This window comes from Nocardioides panacis, from assembly GCF_019039255.1.
Taxonomy (GTDB): Bacteria; Actinomycetota; Actinomycetes; order Propionibacteriales; family Nocardioidaceae; genus Nocardioides_B; species Nocardioides_B panacis.
Genome location: NZ_CP077062.1, coordinates 3,396,113 through 3,414,082 on the forward strand (window position 1 = coordinate 3,396,113; position 17,970 = coordinate 3,414,082).

The window sequence follows — 17,970 nt, forward strand, 5'->3', positions numbered from 1 at the left end:
TCAGTCCGCCTGGGCGGTGAGCCCGGCGCCCTCGATGCCCGCGACCGCAGCCGCCTCGTCGTTGTCCGAGGTGTCGCCGGTGACGCCGACCGCCCCGAGCAGGGCGCCTCCCCCGTCGCGGACCAGCACCCCGCCGGGCACCGGCACCATCGACCCGCCGACGGCCGAGGTGACCGCGGCGATGAAGTACGGCTGCTGCTCGGCGCGGCCCATGATCGACCGGGAGCCCATGCCGAGCGACAGGGCGCCGTAGGCCTTGCCGAAGCCGATCTCGAAGCGCTTCATCGACGAGCCGTCCTCGCGCTCGACGGCCACCACGTGCCCGCCGGCGTCCAGGACCACGACGGTCATCGGCTTGAAGCCCGCGCCGGCCGCGTGCGCACGCGTCCCGGCGATGATCGTGCGGGCGGTGTCCAGGTCGAGGCTCATCAGGAGCGTCCCTTCTCGTGCAGCTTCCGGCTGGCGCGGCGGCGGTGCAGGATCGGCTCGGTGTAGCCGCTGGGCTGCTCGAGGCCCTCGAAGACCAGCGCCCGTGCCGCCAGGAACGCGTCGCCGTCGAAGTCCGGCGCCATCGCGTCGTACGTCGGGTCGCCGGCGTTCTGCTCGTCGACCACGGCGGCCATCCGGCGCAGCGTCTCGTCGACCTGGTCGGCGCTCACCACGCCGTGGTGCAGCCAGTTGGCGACGTGCTGCGCGGAGATGCGGCAGGTCGCGCGGTCCTCCATCAGCGGCTCACCGGTGATGTCGGGGACCTTGGAGCACCCGACGCCGGCGTCCACCCAGCGCACGACGTACCCGAGCAGGCTCTGGAGGTTGTTGTCGATCTCGGCCTGCCGGTCCTCGGCGCTCCAGGAGTCCGGGTCGCCGAGCGGGATCGTCAGCAGGTCGGCCCGGGTGGCGCGGCGGCCGCCCCGGAGCTCCTCCTGCCGGGCCCGGACGTCGACCTGGTGGTAGTGCAGCGCGTGGAGCGTGGCGGCGGTCGGCGACGGCACCCAGGCGCAGCTCGCGCCGGCCTTCGGGTGGCCGATCTTGGCCTCCATCATCGCCGCCAGGCTGTCCGGCGCGGCCCACATGCCCTTGCCGATCTGGGCGCGGCCGAGCAGCCCGCAGGCCAGCCCGATGTCGACGTTGGAGTCCTCGTAGGCCTTGATCCAGGTCTCGCCCTTCATGTCGTTCTTCCGGACGACCGGGCCGGCCAGCATCGAGGTGTGGATCTCGTCGCCGGTGCGGTCCAGGAAGCCCGTGTTGATGAAGGCGACCCGCTCCCGCGCGGCCTCGATGCAGGCCTTGAGGTTCAGCGTGGTCCGCCGCTCCTCGTCCATGATCCCGACCTTGATGGTCAGCGGCGGCAGGCCGAGGACCTGCTCGACCAGGGTGAACAGCTCGACGGTGAACGCGACCTCGTCCGGGCCGTGCATCTTCGGCTTGACGACGTACATCGACCCGGTGCGCGAGTTGGCCAGGCCGGACTCGCCGCGCAGGTCCTTCATGGAGCCGAGCCCGGTGACCAGGGCGTCCAGGATGCCCTCGGGCACCTCGTTGCCGTCGCGGTCGAGGACCGCGTCGGTGGTCATCAGGTGGCCGACCTGGCGGATGAACAGCAGCGAGCGGCCGGACAGCGTCACCTCCCCGCCGTCGGGGGCGGTGTAGACCCGGTCCGGGTTCATCGCCCGGGTGAAGGTCCTGCCGTTCTTGGTGACCTCCTCGGCGAGCCGTCCGTCCATCAGGTGCAGCCAGTTGCGGTAGCCCACGACCTTGTCGTCAGCGTCGACCGCGGCCACGGAGTCCTCGAGGTCCATGATCGTGGAGACGGCGGCCTCGACCAGCAGGTCCTTGACCCCGGCGGCGTCGGTCGAGCCGATCGCGTCCTCGCGGTCGACCTGGATCTCGACGTGCAGCCCGTGGTGCACCAGCAGCACCGCCTCGGGGGCTGCGGCGTCGCCGCGGCTGCCGACGAGCTGCGCCGGGTCGGCCAGCCGGACGACGGCGTCCTTGACGGTGACGGCCAGGCCCTCGTCGTCCAGGGCGTAGGCCGTGGCGTCCACGTGCGAGCCGTCGGCCAGCGGGAAGTGCGCGTCGAGCAGCGCGCGTCCCCGGGCGATGACCTCGTTGCCCCGCACGGTGTTGTAGCTCTCGCCGGGTGCCAGGTCGCCCTCGCGGGGGATCACGTCGGAGCCGTAGAGCGCGTCGTACAGCGAGCCCCACCGGGCGTTCACGGCGTTCGTCGCGAAGCGGGCGTTCAGCAGCGGGACCACCAGCTGCGGGCCGGCGATCCGGGCCACCTCGTCGTCCACGCCGGCGGTGCTGACCTCGAAGTCGGCCGGCTCGTCGAGCAGGTAGCCGATCTCGGTCAGGAAGGCGGTGTAGGCCTCCGCGTCGGGCACACCGGGGTGCTCCCGGTGGAACTCGTCGATGCGGGCCTGCAGCTCCTCGCGCCGGGCGAGCAGCTCCCGGTTGCGGGGGGGCCAGGTCGTGGACGACCGCGTCCGCCCCGGCCCAGAACGCCTCGGGGTCCACGCCCGAGCCGGGCAGGGCCTCCTCGACGATGAAGCGATGGAGGCTCTCCGCGACGGAGAGCCCTCCGACCTGTACGCGCTCGTCCATGCCACTCCCTTGCCTGGGTTTTCGTATTGTGGAAGTGTTTATCTTCATCTTGGAAACTAGGCGTCGCACCCACGGCTGTCAACCAGGTGCCCGAGAAAGGACGGTGCTCGCGTGCCCGATCCGGAGAACGTCAAACGCCGGGACGGCGGCGTCCAGTCGGTGCACCGGTCGCTGGACCTCGTGGAGGTCGTGGCGGCCCGCGGCGGGCACCTGACCATCGGCGAGATCGCCGCGGCCGCCGACGTACCGCTGCCCACCGCGCACCGGCTGCTCCGCACGCTCGTCGACCGCGGCTACATGCGGCAGATGCCCAACCGCCGCTACGCGCTCGGCTTCCGGCTGGTCCCGCTCGGCGCGACCGCCAGCTCGATGGTGGGCGCGGACACCGAGGCCGTGCTCGGGCGGCTCGTCGACGCGCTCGGCGAGACCGCCAACCTCGCGATCCTCTCCGGCTCCCACGCGGAGTACGTCGCCCAGGTGCCGTCGCGGCACACCATGCGGATGTTCACCGAGGTCGGCCGCCAGGTCGACCTGCACTGCACCGGCGTGGGCAAGGCGCTCCTCGCCCAGCTCGACGACGCCCGGGTCCGCAGCATCGTCCGCCGGGTCGGGCTCACCGCGCAGACCGAGCACACCCTGGTCACCGAGTCCGCGCTGCTGGCCGACCTGACCGGGGTCCGGGAGCGCGGCTACGCCCTCGACGAGCAGGAGCAGGAGGCCGGGGTCCGCTGCGTCGCCGTCCCGGTGGGCCCGGAGCCGATGTCCTGGATGGCGGTGTCCGTGTCCGGACCGGTCACCCGGATGACCGACGACCTGGTCGCCCGCGCGGTGCCGCTGCTGCACGAAGCCGGGCGGCAGCTGACCAGCCGGATGCTCAGCCCGGACTGACCGGGCTCAGGACAGCCCCTCAGAGCACCTTGGACAGGAACGCCTGGGTCCGCTCGTGCTGCGGGTTGCCGATCACGTCCCGGGGGTTGCCGGCCTCGACCACCACGCCGTCGTCCATGAAGACCAGCTCGTCGCCGACCTCGCGCGCGAAGCCCATCTCGTGGGTCACCACGATCATCGTCATCCCGGCCTCGGCCAGCCCGCGCATCACGTCGAGCACCTCGCCGACCAGCTCGGGGTCCAGCGCGCTGGTCGGCTCGTCGAAGAGCATCAGCTTCGGGTCCATCGCCAGCGCCCGGGCGATCGCCACCCGCTGCTGCTGACCGCCCGAGAGCTGGGAGGGGTACATGTCGCTGCGGTCCGCGAGCCCGACCCGCTCGAGGAGCTCGAGCCCGCGTGCGCGCGCGTCCGCCCGGGACAGCCCCCGGACCTGCACCGGCGCCTCCACGACGTTGCCGAGCGCGGTCATGTGCGGGAACAGGTTGAAGCGCTGGAACACCATCCCGATGTCCCGGCGGTGCTCGGCGACCTCCTTCTCCTTCAGCTCGTAGAGCTTCTCGCCGCGCTGCCGGTAGCCGACCAGCTCGCCGTCGACCCACAACCGGCCGCCGCTGATCTTCTCCAGGTGGTTGATGCAGCGCAGGAACGTCGACTTGCCCGAGCCGGACGGCCCGACGATGCACATCACCTCGCGCGGCAGCACCTCCAGGTCGATGCCCTTGAGCACCTCGAGCCGGCCGAACCGCTTGCGCACCGCCTCGGCCCGGACCATCACCTGGCCGGGGGCCGCCTCCTCCGCCTCGCGGGGCTCGGCCATCACGCACCGCCCCCGCTGCCCGGCAGCCGCAGCCAGGCCGGCGCCTTGCGCTCGGCCCGGTCGGTGCTGCGCCGGGTGCCCCGCGCGTAGCGCCGCTCCAGGTAGTGCTGGCCCACCATCAGCACGCTGGTCATCGCGAGGTACCACAGGCAGGCCGCGACCAGCATCGGGAAGAGCTGGAAGGTGCGCGCGCCGATCGACTGCAGCTGGAAGAACAGCTCGTAGTAGGGCACGAACGCGACCAGGGAGGTGTCCTTGATCATCGCGATCGTCTCGTTGCCGGTCGGCGGGACGATGACCCGCATCGCCTGCGGCAGCACGATCCGGCGCATCAGCCGGCCCCGGGACATGCCGAGCGCCTGCGCCGCCTCGGTCTGCCCCTCGTCGATCGAGGAGATCCCGGCGCGCACGATCTCCGCCATGTACGCCGCCTCGGACAGCGCGAGGCCGAGGAGGGCGGCGACGAACGCGGTGAGGATGGTGTTGGCGCTGACCCCGAAGAACCGGCCGTCGAAGCTGAGCCCGGTCAGGGCGGCGATCTGCCGGTCGAAGGGGATCCCGACGTCGTACCGCGCGTAGAGCACGCCCAGGTTGCCGAACAGGATCAGCAGCACGACGCGCGGCACTGCGCGGAAGAACCAGACGTACACCCAGGCGCCGCCGGAGAGCACCGGGTTCGGCGACAGCCGCATCACCGCGAGCACGATGCCGAGCAGCACGCCGATGACCATCGACAAGATGGTGAGCACCAGGGTGTTCTTCGCGCCGTTGATCACCGGCGCGGAGAACGCGTTGGCCCGGATGAACGACCACTGGAACGCCGGGTTCGTGACCAGCATGTGCACGAACATGGCCGACAGCAGCAGCACGACGGCGCTGGCGACCCAGCGGCCCGGGTGTCGGACCGGGATCGCGGTGACCTCCGCGCCGGTCCGGGACGGCGAGCTGGTGGTGGTCATCACGCCGCCCGCCTACTGGGCGGCCGGCGGGTTGACCTGCGGCTTGGCGATCGCGCCGAACCCGACGTGCCACGAGTCGAGGACCTTCTTGTACGTGCCGTCCGCGATCAACGACGCGACGGCGTCCCGGACTGCGCCGGAGAACGCGGTGTCCTTCTTGGCCACCACCATGCCGTAGGGCGCGGAGTCGTAGACCTTGCCGAGCAGCTGCAGCTGCCCCTTGGTCTGGATGGTGGCGTAGGCGATCACCGGCGAGTCGGCGAGCATCGCCTGGTCCTTGCCCGAGACCACGGCCGCGGTCGCCTGGTCCTGGCCCTGGTACTGGTCGATCTGGATGGCCGGCTTGCCGGCGGACGTGCACTTCGCGGAGCGCGCGGTGACGTCGTCGGCCTGCACGGTCGCCTTCTGGACGGCGACCTTGGCGCCGCAGGCGTCGTTGGGGTCGACCTTGGCCGGGTTGCCGCGCTTGGTCCCCCACAGCGTGCCCGCGCTGAAGTAGCTCACCATGTTGGCCTGCTTCTCGCGGTCGCTGTTGATGGTGAAGGACGAGACGCCGATCTCGTACTTGCCCGAGCTGATGCCCGGGATGATCGACCCGAACGGGGTGGGCACGTAGGTCGCCTTCAGCCCCAGCTTGGCGGCCACCGCGTCGAACAGGTCGACGTCGAAGCCGATGACGGTCTTGCCGTCCTGGGCGAGGAACTCGTTGGGTGCGTACGTCGCGTCGGTGCCGACCGTGATCTTCCCGTCGGAGGAGATCGCCGAGGGGACCTTGGCGGCCAGGGCGGCGTCCTTGGTCACGTGGGCGGCCGGTTTCGAGGACCCGCCGGCCGCGCCGCCGGTGGTGCCCGAGCTGGTCGTGCCGCTCGACCCGCCGCAGCCGGCCAGCGCGAGGGCGAGCACGGGAGCCGTGGCGAGGAGGGCGAGCCGACGAGGGTGGGAGTGTCGCATCGAGGTCCTCCACGGCGAGTCGTTCGCGCTGCGGCCCCACCGGGGCCCGGGAGGTCGCAGTCCGCTGCTTGGTGTCAGCGTCGGTCCGCCCCGCGAGCAGATCCCAGGGCCGAACGGCCCCGCTGTCCGGGCCCAACGGCCGGGACCGATCGGCCGAAGTGGCCCCAGACGCACGAAAACCCCCGCACGAGGCGGGGGTCGCATGCCTGGTGGATGCACACCAGTGGCAGGTGAAGGATTCGAACCTTCGAAGGCTAAGCCGACGGATTTACAGTCCGCTCCCATTGGCCACTCGGGCAACCTGCCGTGGATCCCCGGATTGTCTCCGGCTCACCGAGTGACGAGAATAGCGCAGCAGCATCCGAGACTTAAATCCGCCCGCACCACCCATGCAGCAACCCAGGAGGACCCACCCCCATGGCCGACTCGTCGTTCGACATCGTCAGCAAGCTCGACCAGCAGGAGATCGACAACGCGATCAACCAGGCCCAGCGCGAGATCAGCCAGCGGTTCGACTTCAAGAACACCGGCGCGACGATCGAGCGCTCCGGCGAGCACGGTGTGGAGATCTCCGCGAACGCCGACGACCGGGCCAGCGCGGTGCTCGACGTGTTCAAGGACAAGCTGATCAAGCGCCAGCAGTCCCTCAAGGTCCTCGAGGCCGGGGAGCCGCGGCAGTCCGGCCGGGAGTCCAAGATCTCGGTGGAGCTGAAGGAGGGCATCTCCCAGGAGCAGGCCAAGAAGGTCGGCAAGCTGATCCGCGACGAGGGCCCCAAGGGCATCAAGGTCCAGGTCCAGGGCGACGAGCTGCGGGTGACCAGCAAGAAGCGCGACGACCTCCAGGAGGTCATCGCCCTGGTCAAGGGCCAGGACTACGACTTCCCCGTCCAGTTCCAGAACTACCGCTGAGTGGTCGGCCCGGGTCCCCCGGCAGGGTGACCCGGGCCTCCCGCCCGCTCAGCTCAGGTGCTCGGGCTGCGGGTGCGACTTGTGGCCCGCGTCCTCGCCCTGCTCGCCGCCGCGACCGGTGCTGCCGCTGGCCCCGTGGCCGTTCGGGTCGAGCCGGATGATCACCGACTTCGACGTGGGGCAGTTGCTCTGCAGCGCGACCGAGTCCAACGGGATCAGCGCGTTCGTCTCGGGGTAGTACGCCGCCGCGCAGCCGCGGGGCTGGTGGTAGGAGACGATCCGGAAGCCCTTCGCGGTGCGCTCCGACCCGTCGGTCCACTCGCTGACCAGGTCCACGACCTGGTCCGGCTCGAGGCCCAGCTCGGCGATGTCGAGCGGGTGCACGAACACCACCCGGCGACCTCCGGAGACCCCGCGGTAGCGGTCGTCGAGGCCGTAGATCGTGGTGTTGAACTGGTCGTGCGAGCGGAGCGTCTGCATCAGCAGCCGGCCCTCGGGCACGTGCAGCACGTCGAGCGGGCTCACCGAGAACACCGCCGCACCCTCCGGGGTGTCGAACGTGCGGGAGTCCCGCGGCGGGTGCGGCAGCACGAAGCCACCGGGCCGGTCGACCTTCTCGTCGTACGCCTCGCAACCGGGGACCACGTGCGCGATCCGCTTGCGGATCTCGGTGTAGTCGTCCCGGAACGACCGCCACGGGATGCCGTGCCGGTCGCCGAGGGTCGCCTCGGCGATCGAGCAGACGATGTCGGTCTCCGAGCGCAGGTGCGGGGAGGCCGGCTCGAGCGGTCCCTGGGAGGCGTGCACCGCGCACACCGAGTCCTCCACGGTGATCCGCTGGGTGCGGCCGCCGGTGCGGTCCTTCTCGGTGCGGCCCAGGGTCGGCAGGATCAGCGCCTGGCGGCCCGGGACCATGTGCGAGCGGTTCAGCTTGGTGGAGATCTGCACGGTGAGGTCGGCGTTGCCCAGCGCCTCCTCGGCGATGTGGGTGTCCGGCGCGGCGGCGACGAAGTTGCCGCCCAGCCCGACGAAGACCTTGGCCTCGTGGTCGCGGAACGCCCGGATCGCGTTCACCGTGTCCAGCCCGTCCTCGCGCGGCGGGTTGAACCCGAACTCCTTCTGGATCGAGTCGAGGAAGCTCTGCGGCGCGCGCTCCCAGATGCCCATCGTGCGGTCGCCCTGCACGTTGGAGTGGCCGCGCACCGGGAACAGCCCGGCGCCCGGGCGGCCGATGTTGCCCTGCAGGAATGCGACGTTGCTGATCTCCTTGATCGTCGCGACCGCGTTGCGGTGCTGGGTGACGCCCATCGCCCAGCAGGTCACCGTGGCCGGGGAGTCCCGGAACATCCCGGCGGCCTCCTCGATCTGCGCCCGGGAGAGGTCGGTGGCCTTCTCGACGGCCGTCCAGTCGAGCTCGCGGACGTGCGTGGCCCACGCCTCGAAGCCGACCGTGTGCCGCTCGATGAAGTCGCGGTCCAGGCAGCCCCACTCGAGCAGCAGCGAGCCGATCGCCTGCATCAGCGCCAGGTCGCCGTTGATCCGGACCGGCAGGTGCAGGTCGGCGAGCTCGGTGCCGGGGCCGGCGACGCCGCGCGGCGACTGCGGGTTCTTGAACCGGGTGAACCCGGCCTCCTTGAGCGGGTTGATCGCGAGGATCTTCGCGCCGTTCTTCTTGGCGGCCTCCAGCGCGGTCAGCATCCGCGGGTGGTTCGTGCCCGGGTTCTGCCCCATGATCACGATCAGCTTGGCGTCCAGGACGTCCTGGTAGGAGACGCTGGCCTTGCCGATGCCGATGACCTCCTGCAGCGCGATCGAGGTCGACTCGTGGCACATGTTCGAGCAGTCCGGCAGGTTGTTGGTGCCGTAGGCGCGGGCGAACAGCTGGTAGCTGAACGCGGACTCGTTGGACGCCCGGCCGGAGGTGTAGAACACCGCCTGGTCGGGGCTGGCCAGCCCGTTCAGCGTGCCGCCGACGAGCGCGAAGGCGTCGTCCCAGCTGATCGGCTCGTAGTGCGTCGCGCCCTCGCGCAGCACCATCGGCTCGGTGATCCGGCCCTGCTTGCCCAGCCAGAACTCGCTGCGCTCGCGCAGGTCGGCCAGCGAGTGCTGCCGGAAGAACTCCGGGGTGACGCGGGCCGTGTCGGCCTCCTCGGCCACCGCCTTCGCGCCGTTCTCGCAGAACTCGGCGGTGTGCCGGTGGTCCGGATCCGGGTCCGGCCACGCGCAGGACATGCAGTCGAAGCCGTCGGCCTGGTTCAGCTTGAGCAGGGTCTTCGCGGTGCGGACCGGGCCCATCTGCTCCAGCGAGCGCTTCATCGACACCGCCACGGCGGTGATCCCGGCCGCGGCGTGCTTCTGGTCGTGCACCTCGACGTTCTGCTCGTCCACATCTCGGTCACGGGTCCAGCGGGTCATGGCAGTCCTCTCGTCGACGTACGTCAGGAATCCTGTACCACGCTGCCAACTTCTCAAGCGTCCCCCCGCGATAGTCCGTGACGTTCTTGCTGCTGGACCGGCCGTGGGGCAGCAAGAACGTCACGGACTATCGGAGGATGGCGAGGACCGGGTCGAGCAGCCAGCCGGGGAACACCGAGAACAGCACGCCGGCGGTGGTGGTCATCCCGATCGCCGCCGCGAGCCCGTTGGGTACGTCGTAGGCCTGGCCGTGCTCCACCGCGGGCGGCCGGAACAGCTCGGCGAGCCAGCGCGCGTAGTAGACCAGCCCGATCGCCACGTTCACCGCCATCACCACGGCCAGCCAGGTCGCCGGGCCGGCCGCCGCGTCGATCACCACGACCTTGGCGAGCAGGCCCACGATGCCCGGCGGCAGCCCGGCCAGGGCCACCAGTGCGAACGCCAGCGCCCAGCCGGCGCCCGGCTCGTCGCGGACCAGCCCGCGGTAGTCCGTCAGCCGCTGCGCCGGGTAGCGGCTGCCGACCAGCGCCGCGACCGAGAACGCCGCGAGGTTCACGAAGGCGTAGACCGCGAGGTAGGCCATCGACGCACCGAGGACCCGGTCGCCGGACGCGGCGGCGCCGAACGGCACCAGGATGTAGCCGGCCTGCGCCACCGACGACCAGGCGAGCAGCCGGACCGCGTGCCGCTGGCGCAGCGCGAGGACGTTGCCGACCGTCATCGTCAGCGCGGCGAGCACCCCCAGCACCGGCGACCAGACGTCCGCCACCGAGCCGAGGCCGTAGGCCAGCACCAGCATCAGCCCGACGAAGCCGGCCGCCTTCGAGACCACCGAGAGGTACGCCGCCACCGCGACCGGGGCGCCGACGTAGGTGTCGGGCACCCACATGTGGAACGGGACGGCGGCGACCTTGAACGCCAGTCCGACCACCGTGAGCAGGGTCCCGGCGACCGCGACCTGGCGCGCTGCGACGCCGCCGGCCAGCGCGGCGTCGATGTCGGAGAGGAACACCGACCCGGTCGCGCCGTACACCAGCGAGACGCCCATCAGCATCACCGCCGTGGAGACCACCGAGACCAGGAAGAACTTCACGGCGGCCTCGGCGGCCCGCCGGTCCCCGCGGCGCAGGCCGGCCATCGCGAAGGCCGGCAGCGAGACCACCTCGAGGGCCACGACGAGCGTGACCAGGTCGCGGGAGCCGGCGATCACCAGCGCACCGGTGGCCGAGCAGAGCAGCAGGAAGTTCCACTCCCCCAGCGGCGTGCGGCCCTCGGCGACCGAGACCGTGCCGATCAGCGCGACCACCGCCGTGCCGAACAGCGCGACGCCCCAGAACACCAGCGTGAACCGGTCGACCACGAACGAGCACGGCACCGGTCCGTCGAGCGGGCGGACCACGCAGAACGTCGCGCGGGGCCGGTCCCAGAGCCGGACCGCGAAAGCGCCGGCGACCACCACCGCGGTCACGGTGAGGGTGGCCGGGACGAGCGCGGCGCGACGGCTGCGGGGCAGCCCGACGATGGCGTCCGTGAGCAGCACGACCATCGCGCCGATCGCCAGCGCGAGGGGCGCGGCGACCGCGGACCAGTCGATGTCCTGGGTCATCCCGGCCCCCCGAAGAACGCCCGTGCGGCCTCGCCGACCGGACCGAGCAGCAGGCCGGGCGCGACGCCGAGCACCACGGTGAGCACGACCAGCGGCGACCAGGTCAGCCACTCCGCGGCGTCCACGTCCGCTCGCGACGCCCCCGCCATCGGGGTGCCGGGGTCGACCTCGGCGGTCGCCAGCTCGATGGAGTCCACGTCCTCGTTGACCGGGCGTACGGCGGCCGGGGTGCCCTGGAGCATCCCGCGCATCAGCTGCAGGAAGTAGGCCGAGGTCAGGATCACGCCGAGCGCCGCGATCACCGCGAGCACGGTGTAGGTGGCCGCGGGCAGCGCCGCGTCGGGGTAGAGCGCCGACCGGATCGACAGCATCTCGCCCCAGAACCCGGCCAGCCCGGGGAGCCCGAGCGAGGCCATCGCCGCGAACGCGAACAGCGCCCCCAGGTGCGGGACCGTGCCGTAGAGCGCGCTCAGCCGGTCCAGCTCGCCGGTGCCGAAGCGGTCCTTGATCGCCCCGGCCAGGAAGAACAGCAGCCCGGTGATCAGCCCGTGCGCGACGCTGGCGAAGACCGCCGCCTGCACGCCGCCGACGGTGAACGTGGTGACCGCGAGCACGACGAAGCCCATGTGGCCGACGCTGGAGTAGGCGATCAGCCGCTTGACCTCGGTCTGCGCGAGGCAGGCCAGCGCGGCGTACACGATGCCGACGACGGCGAGCCCGGCGACGAACGGCGCGAGCACCCGCCAGTGCGGGTCGGCGACCGGCAGCCAGAACCGGACCAGTCCGTAGGTGCCCAGCTTGAGCAGCACCGCCGCCAGCACGACCGAGCCGACGGTCGGCGCCTTGGAGTGCGCGTCCGGCAGCCAGATGTGCAGCGGCCACAGCGGCGTCTTGACCGCGAGCCCGAGGACCACGAGCACCGCGGCGGTGACCCCGGTCGCGCCCGAGGGCTGGTACGTCGCAGCGATCCGGACGATGTCGAACGTCCCGGCCTGGGACCGGACGAGCACGAAGCCGACCAGCATCAGCGCGGAGCCGAGCACGGTGAACACCAGGAACCGGGTCGCGGCACGGGCCCGGCCGGGCTCGTCGTGCCGGTCGCCCCAGCCGTTGATCACGAACCACATCGGGATCAGCGCGACCTCGAAGAACACGAAGAACAGCACCAGGTCCAGGGCCAGGAAGCTGCCGAGCACGCCGGCCTCGATCAGCAGCAGCAGCGCCGCGAGGTCGCCGCGGGCCCCGCCGACGGGGTCGTGGCGGACCAGGGACACCAGGCAGAGCGCGATGACCAGGGTGCTCATCAGCACGAGCGGGCCGCTGATCCCGTCCAGGCCGAGGTGCCAGCGCACGCCGAGCCCGGCGATCCAGGGGTGGTCGACGGCGGTCCCGTCCAGGACGGCGGAGCTGTCGACGTACGCCCAGACCGACCAGGCGAAGGTCAGCACCCCGCCGAGGACCGCGACGCCGAGCGCGGCGGTCCCGCGGCGGTCGAGCAGGCGGGTCAGCACGGCGAACCCGAACGGCAGCGCGACCAGGCCGTTGAGGAGCACGGCGCTCAGGCTCATGCCAGCAACCCGGCAGCGACGGCGACCGCGGCGGCCCCGACGACGACGACCATCAGGTAGCCCTGGACGCTGCCGTTCTGGGCCCGGCGCAGCAGCCACCCGAGCCCGCGGGTGGAGGCGGCGGCCCCGTCGGCGTACGCGTCGATCACGTCGCGGTCGCCGGCCCGGGCCAGCAGGGCCCCCCGGCGCACGGGCCGGACGATCGCGACCTCCCAGAGCCGGTCGACCGGCGGGTGCGGCACGACGACCGGACGCCACATCTCGCGGCCGCGGCGCCGGTAGAGCACCAGCACGACCGCGGCCGAGGCCAGGGCGACCAGCGTCATCAGCAGCGCCGTTGACCAGTGGAAGAGCCCGTCGCCGGCGCGGTCCGGGCCGAGGACCGCCGGCACGGCGACGACCAGGCCGCCGAGCGCGGTGGGCACCGCGAGCACCAGCAGCGGCACCCGCATGGTGGCCGGCGCATCGTGCACCGAGGAGGCGTCCGGACCGGCGCCGAGGAACACCAGCAGCCAGACCCGCAGGGAGTAGGCCACGGTCAGCGCCGCGGTCACGACCATCGAGGCGAGCAGCAGCCAGGCCACCCAGGGCCACACGAGGTTGCCGTGCGCGGCCTGCTCGTAGGCGCCGTGCACGATCGCGTCCTTGGTGAAGAACCCCACCAGGGGTACGACGCCGGCCAGCGCCCCCAGCCCGAGGGTCATCGTCACGAAGGTCACCGGCAACTTGTCGCGCAGGCCGCCCATCGAGCCCATCGAGGTGGCTCCGCCGACGGCGTGCACCACGGACCCGGCGGCCAGGAACAGCAGCGCCTTGAACGCGCCGTGCGCCAGCAGGTGCAGCACCGCGGCGGACCAGGCGCCGGCGGACAGCGCGCCGAACATGTACGCGAGCTGGCTGACCGTCGACCAGGCCAGCACCCGCTTCAGGTCGTCGGCGACGCTGGCGTAGAGCGCGGCGATCAGCATCGTCACCGCGGCGACCAGCGCGAGCAGGGTCAGCGCGACCGGCGCGGACAGGAACAGCGGGTAGGCGCGGGCGACGAGGTACACCCCGGCCGCGACCATCGTGGCCGCGTGGATCAGCGCGGAGATCGGCGTCGGGCCGGGCATCGCGTCCGGCAGCCAGGTGTGGAACGGGAACTGCGCGGACTTGCCGGCCACCGCGACGACCAGCAGGACCGCCGGCAGCCACAGCTCGTCGCGGGTCAGCGCCCCGTCGGTGATCGCGGCCATCACCGTGCTGATCCGGTAGGACCCGAACCGCTCGCCGAGCACCAGGATCGCGAACAGCAGCCCCAGGTCGGCGGTCCGGGTGATCAGGAACGCCTTCACCGCCCCGGCACGCGCTTCGGCGAGCTCCCAGTGGTGCGCGATCAGGAAGTAGGAGCAGGCCCCCATCAGCTCCCACCCGACGAGCAGCACCCACAGGTCGTCGGCGGTCACGACGGTGACCATCGCGCCGGTGAACAGCGACACCAGCGCGGCGTACGACGGGTAGCGCGGGTCGTCGGCGAGGTACCCCAGGGAGTACACCTGCACCAGGAACGCGACCGTCGTGGCCAGCAGCAGCATCGCGCCGGACAGCGGGTCGACGTACGACGCGAGCTCGACCGGCGGACCCACGGTGCGGCTCGCGGCGAACACGTGCGCGAGCGGCTGGGCGTCACCGAGGTGCGCGACCGCCAGCAGCCCGGCGAGCAGCAGGCCCAGCCCCGAGCCGCCGACCGCGATCCCCTTGGTCACCCCGGCCGACCGGTGCCCGGCGACAAGGGTGAGGAGAGAGGTGAGAAAGGGAACGAGGACAACGAGGAGCAGCAAGGAGGTCACCCCCGCACCTCCGAGTTGTCAGGCGCTCGATCGGCCGGGACCGACTCAGCGCCTGACAAGTCGCCGGGGTCGCGGTCGGCGAGCTCGCGCAGGTCGTCGACGTCGATGTGCCCGTGCGTGCGGAACACCAGCAGCACGATCGCCAGGGCCAGCCCGATCTCGGCGGCCGCGATCACGATCACGAACAGCGCGAACGTCTGGCCGCCGTGCAGCACGTCGCGCAGCTGCGCGTCGAACGCCACGAAGTTGAGGTTCACCGCGTTCAGCATCAGCTCGACGCCCATCAGCACCAGCACCGCGTTGCGCCGGGCCAGCACGCCGTACACCCCGATCGCGAACAGCAGGCTGGCCACCAGCAGCGGCCACCACAGCGGCATCAGCGCCTCCCCCTCACCGGGTCGTCAGCCGGAGCCGACGTCCCCGCGAGGTCGGCGGCTGACGGGTCGGCGCGGAGCCGGGAGAGCGCGATCGCGCCGACCAGGGCGGCGAGCAGCAGCACGCTGAGCACCTCGAACGGCAGCACCCACATCGTGAACACCGTGGTGCCGGTGGTCTCGGCGGAGCCGACGACGGTGTGCGCCAGGTCCAGGCGTACGTCGCGGAAGCCGGCCACCACGGTCACCGAGAGCAGCACGCCCACGAGGCCGGCCACCACCGCCGCGGGCAGCGCCCGCCGCACCGTGAGGTCGTCGGTGCGCCCGGTCGGCGCCCGGGTCAGCATCAGCGCGAACAGCAGCAGGACGACCACGGCGCCGACGTAGATCAGCACCTGGACCCAGGCCACGAACTCCGCCGCGAGCACCAGGAAGAGCCCGGCGACCGAGCCGAGCGTGACCACCAGCCACAGCGCGGCGTGCACCAGGTGCGTGGTGGTCACGACGAGCAGCCCCGAGCCGAGCGCCACCAGGGACAGCAGCACGAAGATCGCCTGGACCCAGGTCACGGCTGCGGCCCGTCCGGTCGTGCGGCGGCCCGGTCGGCTGCCTTCTGCGCGGTCCCGATCTCTTTGGCGGGCTCGGCGTGCTCGTCGAGCGCGACCGGCGCGGGGACGGTCCACATCCACTCGCGGAGCCGGTCCTTCTCGTGCGTGAGCTCGCGGATGTCGAGCTCGGCGTACTCGAACTCGGGGCTCCAGTGCAGCGCGTCGAAGGGGCAGACCTCGATGCAGATCGAGCAGTACATGCAGATCGAGAAGTCGATGGCGAACCGGTCGAGCACGTTGCGGGTCTTGTCCTTGCCGCCCTCGGCGGTGGCCGGCACGACGTCCTTGTGGGAGTCGATGTAGATGCACCACGACGGGCACTCGCGCGCGCAGAGCATGCAGGACGTGCAGTTCTCCTCGATCAGCGCGATCACGCCGCGCGAGCGGGGCGGCAGCTCGGGCATCGCGTCGGGGTAGTGGGCGGTGACCGACCGCTGGGTCATCTGCCGGAAGGTGACCGCGAGGCCCTTCGCCAGTCCGGAACCGGGAACCTTCATGCCGTCACCACCACTCCCACCGCCGTGATCGCCAGCTGCAGCAGGGCCAGCGGCACGAGGCCCTGCCAGGCGAGTCGTTGGAGCTGGTCCTCGCGCATCCGCGGGTAGGCGACGCGCACCCAGATCACCACGAAGGCGACCGCGAACGTCTTGACCAGTGTCCAGAGGAATCCGACCGTGTCGGAGAACGGCCCGTGCCAGCCGCCGAGGAACAGCACGGTGGTCAGCGCGCTGAGCACCACGATGCCGGCGTACTCCGCGAGGATGAACAGCGCGAACCGCAGGCCGCCGTACTCCGTGTAGGGGCCGAAGACGATCTCGGCGTCGGCGACCGGCATGTCGAACGGGGGACGCTGCAGCTCGGCGAGGCCGGCGACGAAGAACACCCCGAGCGCGATGCCCTGCCACAGCAGCCACCAGGGGTGCCAGGCCGCGACGATCCCGGTGAGGGACAGCGTGCCGGCGGCCATCGCGACGGACGCGGCGGCGAGCACGAACGGCAGCTCGTAGGCCATCAGCTGGGCGGCGACCCGGATGCCGCCGAGCAGGCTGAACTTGTTGGCGCTGGACCAGCCGCCCATCAGGGTGCCGATCACCCCGACGCCCATCACCGCGAGCACGAAGAAGATCCCGACGTCGAGGTCCTGGCCGACCAGCCCCGGCCCGACCGGGATCACCAGCATCGCCACGAGGTAGGGCAGCAGCGCGACGGCCGGCGCCAGCTTGAACACCGTGCGGTCCGCCGCGGTCGGGACGACGTCCTCCTTCTGCACGAACTTCACGCCGTCGGCGACGAGCTGCGCCCAGCCGTGGAACCCGCCGGCGTACATCGGCCCGACCCGGCTCTGCATGTGCGCCATCGTCTTGTGCTCGACCTGGCCGACGAGCAGCGGGACCACGAGGAACGCCACCAGCACGACGACCACGCGCAGCAGCACCTCAAGCATCACGAGGACCCCACTCCTCGGCGGTGGGGACGCCCGGCGGCCTGGCCCGGCGGCGCGAGCTGGTGCCGCCGTGCTCGCTCTCGCCCGGCTCCTTGGCCCCCGGCCAGGGCTTCGCGACACGGGAGGCGAGGACGAACTCCTTGCGCAGCGGGTGCCCCTCGAACTCGTCGGGCAGCAGCAGCGTCTCGAGCTGGAGCACGGTTCCGCCGGCGGTGAAGTCGATGCCGAACATCTCGTGGGTCTCGCGCTCGTGCCAGCGGGCCCCGGCGAAGACGCCGCCGAGGGACTCGACGGCGGCGTCCGGCCTCCCGACCAGGGTGCGTACGACGGCGTGCTCGACGCCCCCGGGGCGGTGGGCGGCGACGTGGCAGACGATCCGGAAGCCGTCCTCGAGCTCGTCGACGGCGGAGAGCCAGTCGAAGAAGGTGCAGCCCAGCCCGTCCCGGGCCAGCGAGACCGCCTCGACCCAGCGGTCCGCCGGCACGTCGACCGTGACCGGCCCGTAGCCGTCGTCGACGGTGGCGGCGTCGCCGAACGCCTCCGCGTAGGTCGTGCGGAGCCGGTCGGCGAAGGGCGCGGCGGGACCGGTCATCGGCGCGGGTCACCGGGCAGGGCCGGGGCACCCGGCGGCGGCAGCACGAGCCCCCGCTGCACCGACGCGGCGTCGGTCGCCCGGTAGCGCTCGCCGAGGTTCTCCCCGTCGATCTTCTCCTGCAGCTTGAGGATGCCCTGGAGCAGCGCCTCGGGCCGCGGCGGGCAGCCGGGGACGTAGACGTCGACCGGGATGATCTGGTCGACGCCCTTGGTCACGCAGTAGGAGTCCCAGTAGGGGCCCCCCGAGTTCGAGCAGGAGCCGAAGGAGATGACGTACTTCGGCTCGGGCATCTGCTCGTAGAGCCGCCGGATCGCCGGCGCCATCTTGTCGGTGACCGTGCCGGAGACCACCATCAGGTCGGCCTGCCGCGGGCCGGGGGGCGAACGGGATCACGCCGAGCCGG

17 protein-coding genes and 1 tRNA gene are annotated in these 17,970 nt (G+C 71.8%); 2 read left to right on the forward strand and 16 right to left on the reverse strand.

All coding sequences use genetic code 11. The features are described 5' to 3' along the window. A complete protein-coding gene (locus tag KRR39_RS16610; RefSeq protein ID WP_216938618.1) occupies window positions 1-429 on the reverse strand; it encodes a GlcG/HbpS family heme-binding protein in 429 nt (142 codons plus the stop codon). After that, window positions 429-2,609: a malate synthase G gene (locus KRR39_RS16615; protein WP_216938619.1), complete on the reverse strand. Its 2,181-nt coding sequence runs from the start codon at window positions 2,607-2,609 to the stop codon at window positions 429-431. The genes KRR39_RS16610 and KRR39_RS16615 overlap by 1 nt, the downstream gene beginning before the upstream one ends. Before the next feature lie 106 nt (window positions 2,610-2,715). Between KRR39_RS16615 and KRR39_RS16620 the strand changes: the two genes are divergently transcribed. Continuing rightward, entirely contained in the window at window positions 2,716-3,492 is a 777-nt protein-coding gene (locus KRR39_RS16620; protein ID WP_216938620.1) for an IclR family transcriptional regulator, read from the forward strand. Window positions 3,493-3,511: 19 nt separating this feature from the next. On the opposite strand, the gene KRR39_RS16625 is transcribed toward KRR39_RS16620, so the two are convergent. From KRR39_RS16625 to KRR39_RS16640, 4 genes are all read right to left on the reverse strand, one after another. Further along, window positions 3,512-4,309 (reverse strand): amino acid ABC transporter ATP-binding protein, encoded by a 798-nt coding sequence (locus KRR39_RS16625; RefSeq protein ID WP_436971986.1) that lies wholly within the window; start codon window positions 4,307-4,309, stop codon window positions 3,512-3,514. Further along, window positions 4,309-5,268 (reverse strand): amino acid ABC transporter permease, encoded by a 960-nt coding sequence (locus KRR39_RS16630; protein ID WP_216938621.1) that lies wholly within the window; start codon window positions 5,266-5,268, stop codon window positions 4,309-4,311. The genes KRR39_RS16625 and KRR39_RS16630 overlap by 1 nt, the downstream gene beginning before the upstream one ends. A 12-nt stretch (window positions 5,269-5,280) precedes the next feature. Further along, complete coding sequence (locus KRR39_RS16635) at window positions 5,281-6,219, reverse strand: ABC transporter substrate-binding protein (RefSeq protein WP_216938622.1); 939 nt, start codon at window positions 6,217-6,219, stop codon at window positions 5,281-5,283. 224 nt (window positions 6,220-6,443) lie between these two features. Beyond that, window positions 6,444-6,525: transfer RNA gene (locus KRR39_RS16640), tRNA-Tyr, on the reverse strand. 111 nt (window positions 6,526-6,636) lie between these two features. Between KRR39_RS16640 and KRR39_RS16645 the strand changes: the two genes are divergently transcribed. Continuing rightward, entirely contained in the window at window positions 6,637-7,128 is a 492-nt protein-coding gene (locus KRR39_RS16645) for a YajQ family cyclic di-GMP-binding protein (RefSeq protein ID WP_216938623.1), read from the forward strand. 48 nt (window positions 7,129-7,176) lie between these two features. Here KRR39_RS16645 and KRR39_RS16650 read toward each other — a convergent pair whose 3' ends face one another. The 10 genes from KRR39_RS16650 to KRR39_RS16695 all read right to left on the reverse strand — a co-directional run bounded on the left by KRR39_RS16650 (window position 7,177) and on the right by KRR39_RS16695 (window position 17,920). Next, the gene (locus KRR39_RS16650; RefSeq protein WP_216938624.1) at window positions 7,177-9,543 is read right to left on the reverse strand and encodes an FdhF/YdeP family oxidoreductase; all 2,367 of its coding nucleotides are present in this window, start codon (window positions 9,541-9,543) and stop codon (window positions 7,177-7,179) included. A 127-nt stretch (window positions 9,544-9,670) separates the two neighbouring features. Beyond that, on the reverse strand, window positions 9,671-11,149 hold the full coding sequence (locus KRR39_RS16655; protein ID WP_216938625.1) for an NADH-quinone oxidoreductase subunit N: 1,479 nt from the start codon (window positions 11,147-11,149) through the stop codon (window positions 9,671-9,673). Next, the gene (locus tag KRR39_RS16660) at window positions 11,146-12,717 is read right to left on the reverse strand and encodes a complex I subunit 4 family protein (RefSeq protein ID WP_216938626.1); all 1,572 of its coding nucleotides are present in this window, start codon (window positions 12,715-12,717) and stop codon (window positions 11,146-11,148) included. Before KRR39_RS16660 ends, KRR39_RS16655 begins: the two co-directional genes overlap by 4 nt. Further along, complete coding sequence (locus KRR39_RS16665) at window positions 12,714-14,546, reverse strand: NADH-quinone oxidoreductase subunit 5 family protein (RefSeq protein WP_216938627.1); 1,833 nt, start codon at window positions 14,544-14,546, stop codon at window positions 12,714-12,716. Before KRR39_RS16665 ends, KRR39_RS16660 begins: the two co-directional genes overlap by 4 nt. Continuing rightward, complete coding sequence (nuoK, locus tag KRR39_RS16670; RefSeq protein ID WP_216938628.1) at window positions 14,543-14,923, reverse strand: NADH-quinone oxidoreductase subunit NuoK; 381 nt, start codon at window positions 14,921-14,923, stop codon at window positions 14,543-14,545. Before nuoK ends, KRR39_RS16665 begins: the two co-directional genes overlap by 4 nt. Next, a complete protein-coding gene (locus KRR39_RS16675; RefSeq protein WP_216938629.1) occupies window positions 14,923-15,489 on the reverse strand; it encodes an NADH-quinone oxidoreductase subunit J family protein in 567 nt (188 codons plus the stop codon). The genes nuoK and KRR39_RS16675 overlap by 1 nt, the downstream gene beginning before the upstream one ends. Next, on the reverse strand, window positions 15,486-16,025 hold the full coding sequence (locus KRR39_RS16680; protein WP_216938630.1) for a NuoI/complex I 23 kDa subunit family protein: 540 nt from the start codon (window positions 16,023-16,025) through the stop codon (window positions 15,486-15,488). The genes KRR39_RS16675 and KRR39_RS16680 overlap by 4 nt, the downstream gene beginning before the upstream one ends. Continuing rightward, window positions 16,022-16,972 (reverse strand): NADH-quinone oxidoreductase subunit NuoH, encoded by a 951-nt coding sequence (gene nuoH / locus KRR39_RS16685; RefSeq protein WP_216938631.1) that lies wholly within the window; start codon window positions 16,970-16,972, stop codon window positions 16,022-16,024. The genes KRR39_RS16680 and nuoH overlap by 4 nt, the downstream gene beginning before the upstream one ends. Further along, window positions 16,965-17,564, reverse strand: coding sequence for an NADH-quinone oxidoreductase subunit C (locus KRR39_RS16690; protein WP_216938632.1), 600 nt, complete (start codon window positions 17,562-17,564; stop codon window positions 16,965-16,967). Before KRR39_RS16690 ends, nuoH begins: the two co-directional genes overlap by 8 nt. Further along, window positions 17,561-17,920: an NADH-quinone oxidoreductase subunit B gene (locus KRR39_RS16695; RefSeq protein ID WP_436971987.1), complete on the reverse strand. Its 360-nt coding sequence runs from the start codon at window positions 17,918-17,920 to the stop codon at window positions 17,561-17,563. The genes KRR39_RS16690 and KRR39_RS16695 overlap by 4 nt, the downstream gene beginning before the upstream one ends. Between the last annotated feature and the right edge of the window lie 50 nt (window positions 17,921-17,970).

Bases quoted from the DNA above. Each gene is read 5' to 3' on its own strand.
- KRR39_RS16610 (WP_216938618.1), bottom strand. From the start codon at position 429: ATGAGCCTCGACCTGGACACCGCCCGCACGATCATCGCCGGGACGCGT.
- KRR39_RS16625 (WP_436971986.1), bottom strand. From the start codon at position 4,309: ATGGCCGAGCCCCGCGAGGCGGAGGAGGCGGCCCCCGGCCAGGTGATG.
- KRR39_RS16630 (WP_216938621.1), bottom strand. From the start codon at position 5,268: ATGACCACCACCAGCTCGCCGTCCCGGACCGGCGCGGAGGTCACCGCG.
- KRR39_RS16635 (WP_216938622.1), bottom strand. From the start codon at position 6,219: ATGCGACACTCCCACCCTCGTCGGCTCGCCCTCCTCGCCACGGCTCCC.
- KRR39_RS16645 (WP_216938623.1), top strand. From the start codon at position 6,637: ATGGCCGACTCGTCGTTCGACATCGTCAGCAAGCTCGACCAGCAGGAG.
- KRR39_RS16650 (WP_216938624.1), bottom strand. From the start codon at position 9,543: ATGACCCGCTGGACCCGTGACCGAGATGTGGACGAGCAGAACGTCGAG.
- KRR39_RS16655 (WP_216938625.1), bottom strand. From the start codon at position 11,149: ATGACCCAGGACATCGACTGGTCCGCGGTCGCCGCGCCCCTCGCGCTG.
- KRR39_RS16660 (WP_216938626.1), bottom strand. From the start codon at position 12,717: ATGAGCCTGAGCGCCGTGCTCCTCAACGGCCTGGTCGCGCTGCCGTTC.
- nuoK (WP_216938628.1), bottom strand. From the start codon at position 14,923: ATGCCGCTGTGGTGGCCGCTGCTGGTGGCCAGCCTGCTGTTCGCGATC.
- KRR39_RS16680 (WP_216938630.1), bottom strand. From the start codon at position 16,025: ATGAAGGTTCCCGGTTCCGGACTGGCGAAGGGCCTCGCGGTCACCTTC.
- nuoH (WP_216938631.1), bottom strand. From the start codon at position 16,972: ATGCTTGAGGTGCTGCTGCGCGTGGTCGTCGTGCTGGTGGCGTTCCTC.
- KRR39_RS16690 (WP_216938632.1), bottom strand. From the start codon at position 17,564: ATGACCGGTCCCGCCGCGCCCTTCGCCGACCGGCTCCGCACGACCTAC.
- KRR39_RS16695 (WP_436971987.1), bottom strand. From the start codon at position 17,920: ATGGTGGTCTCCGGCACGGTCACCGACAAGATGGCGCCGGCGATCCGG.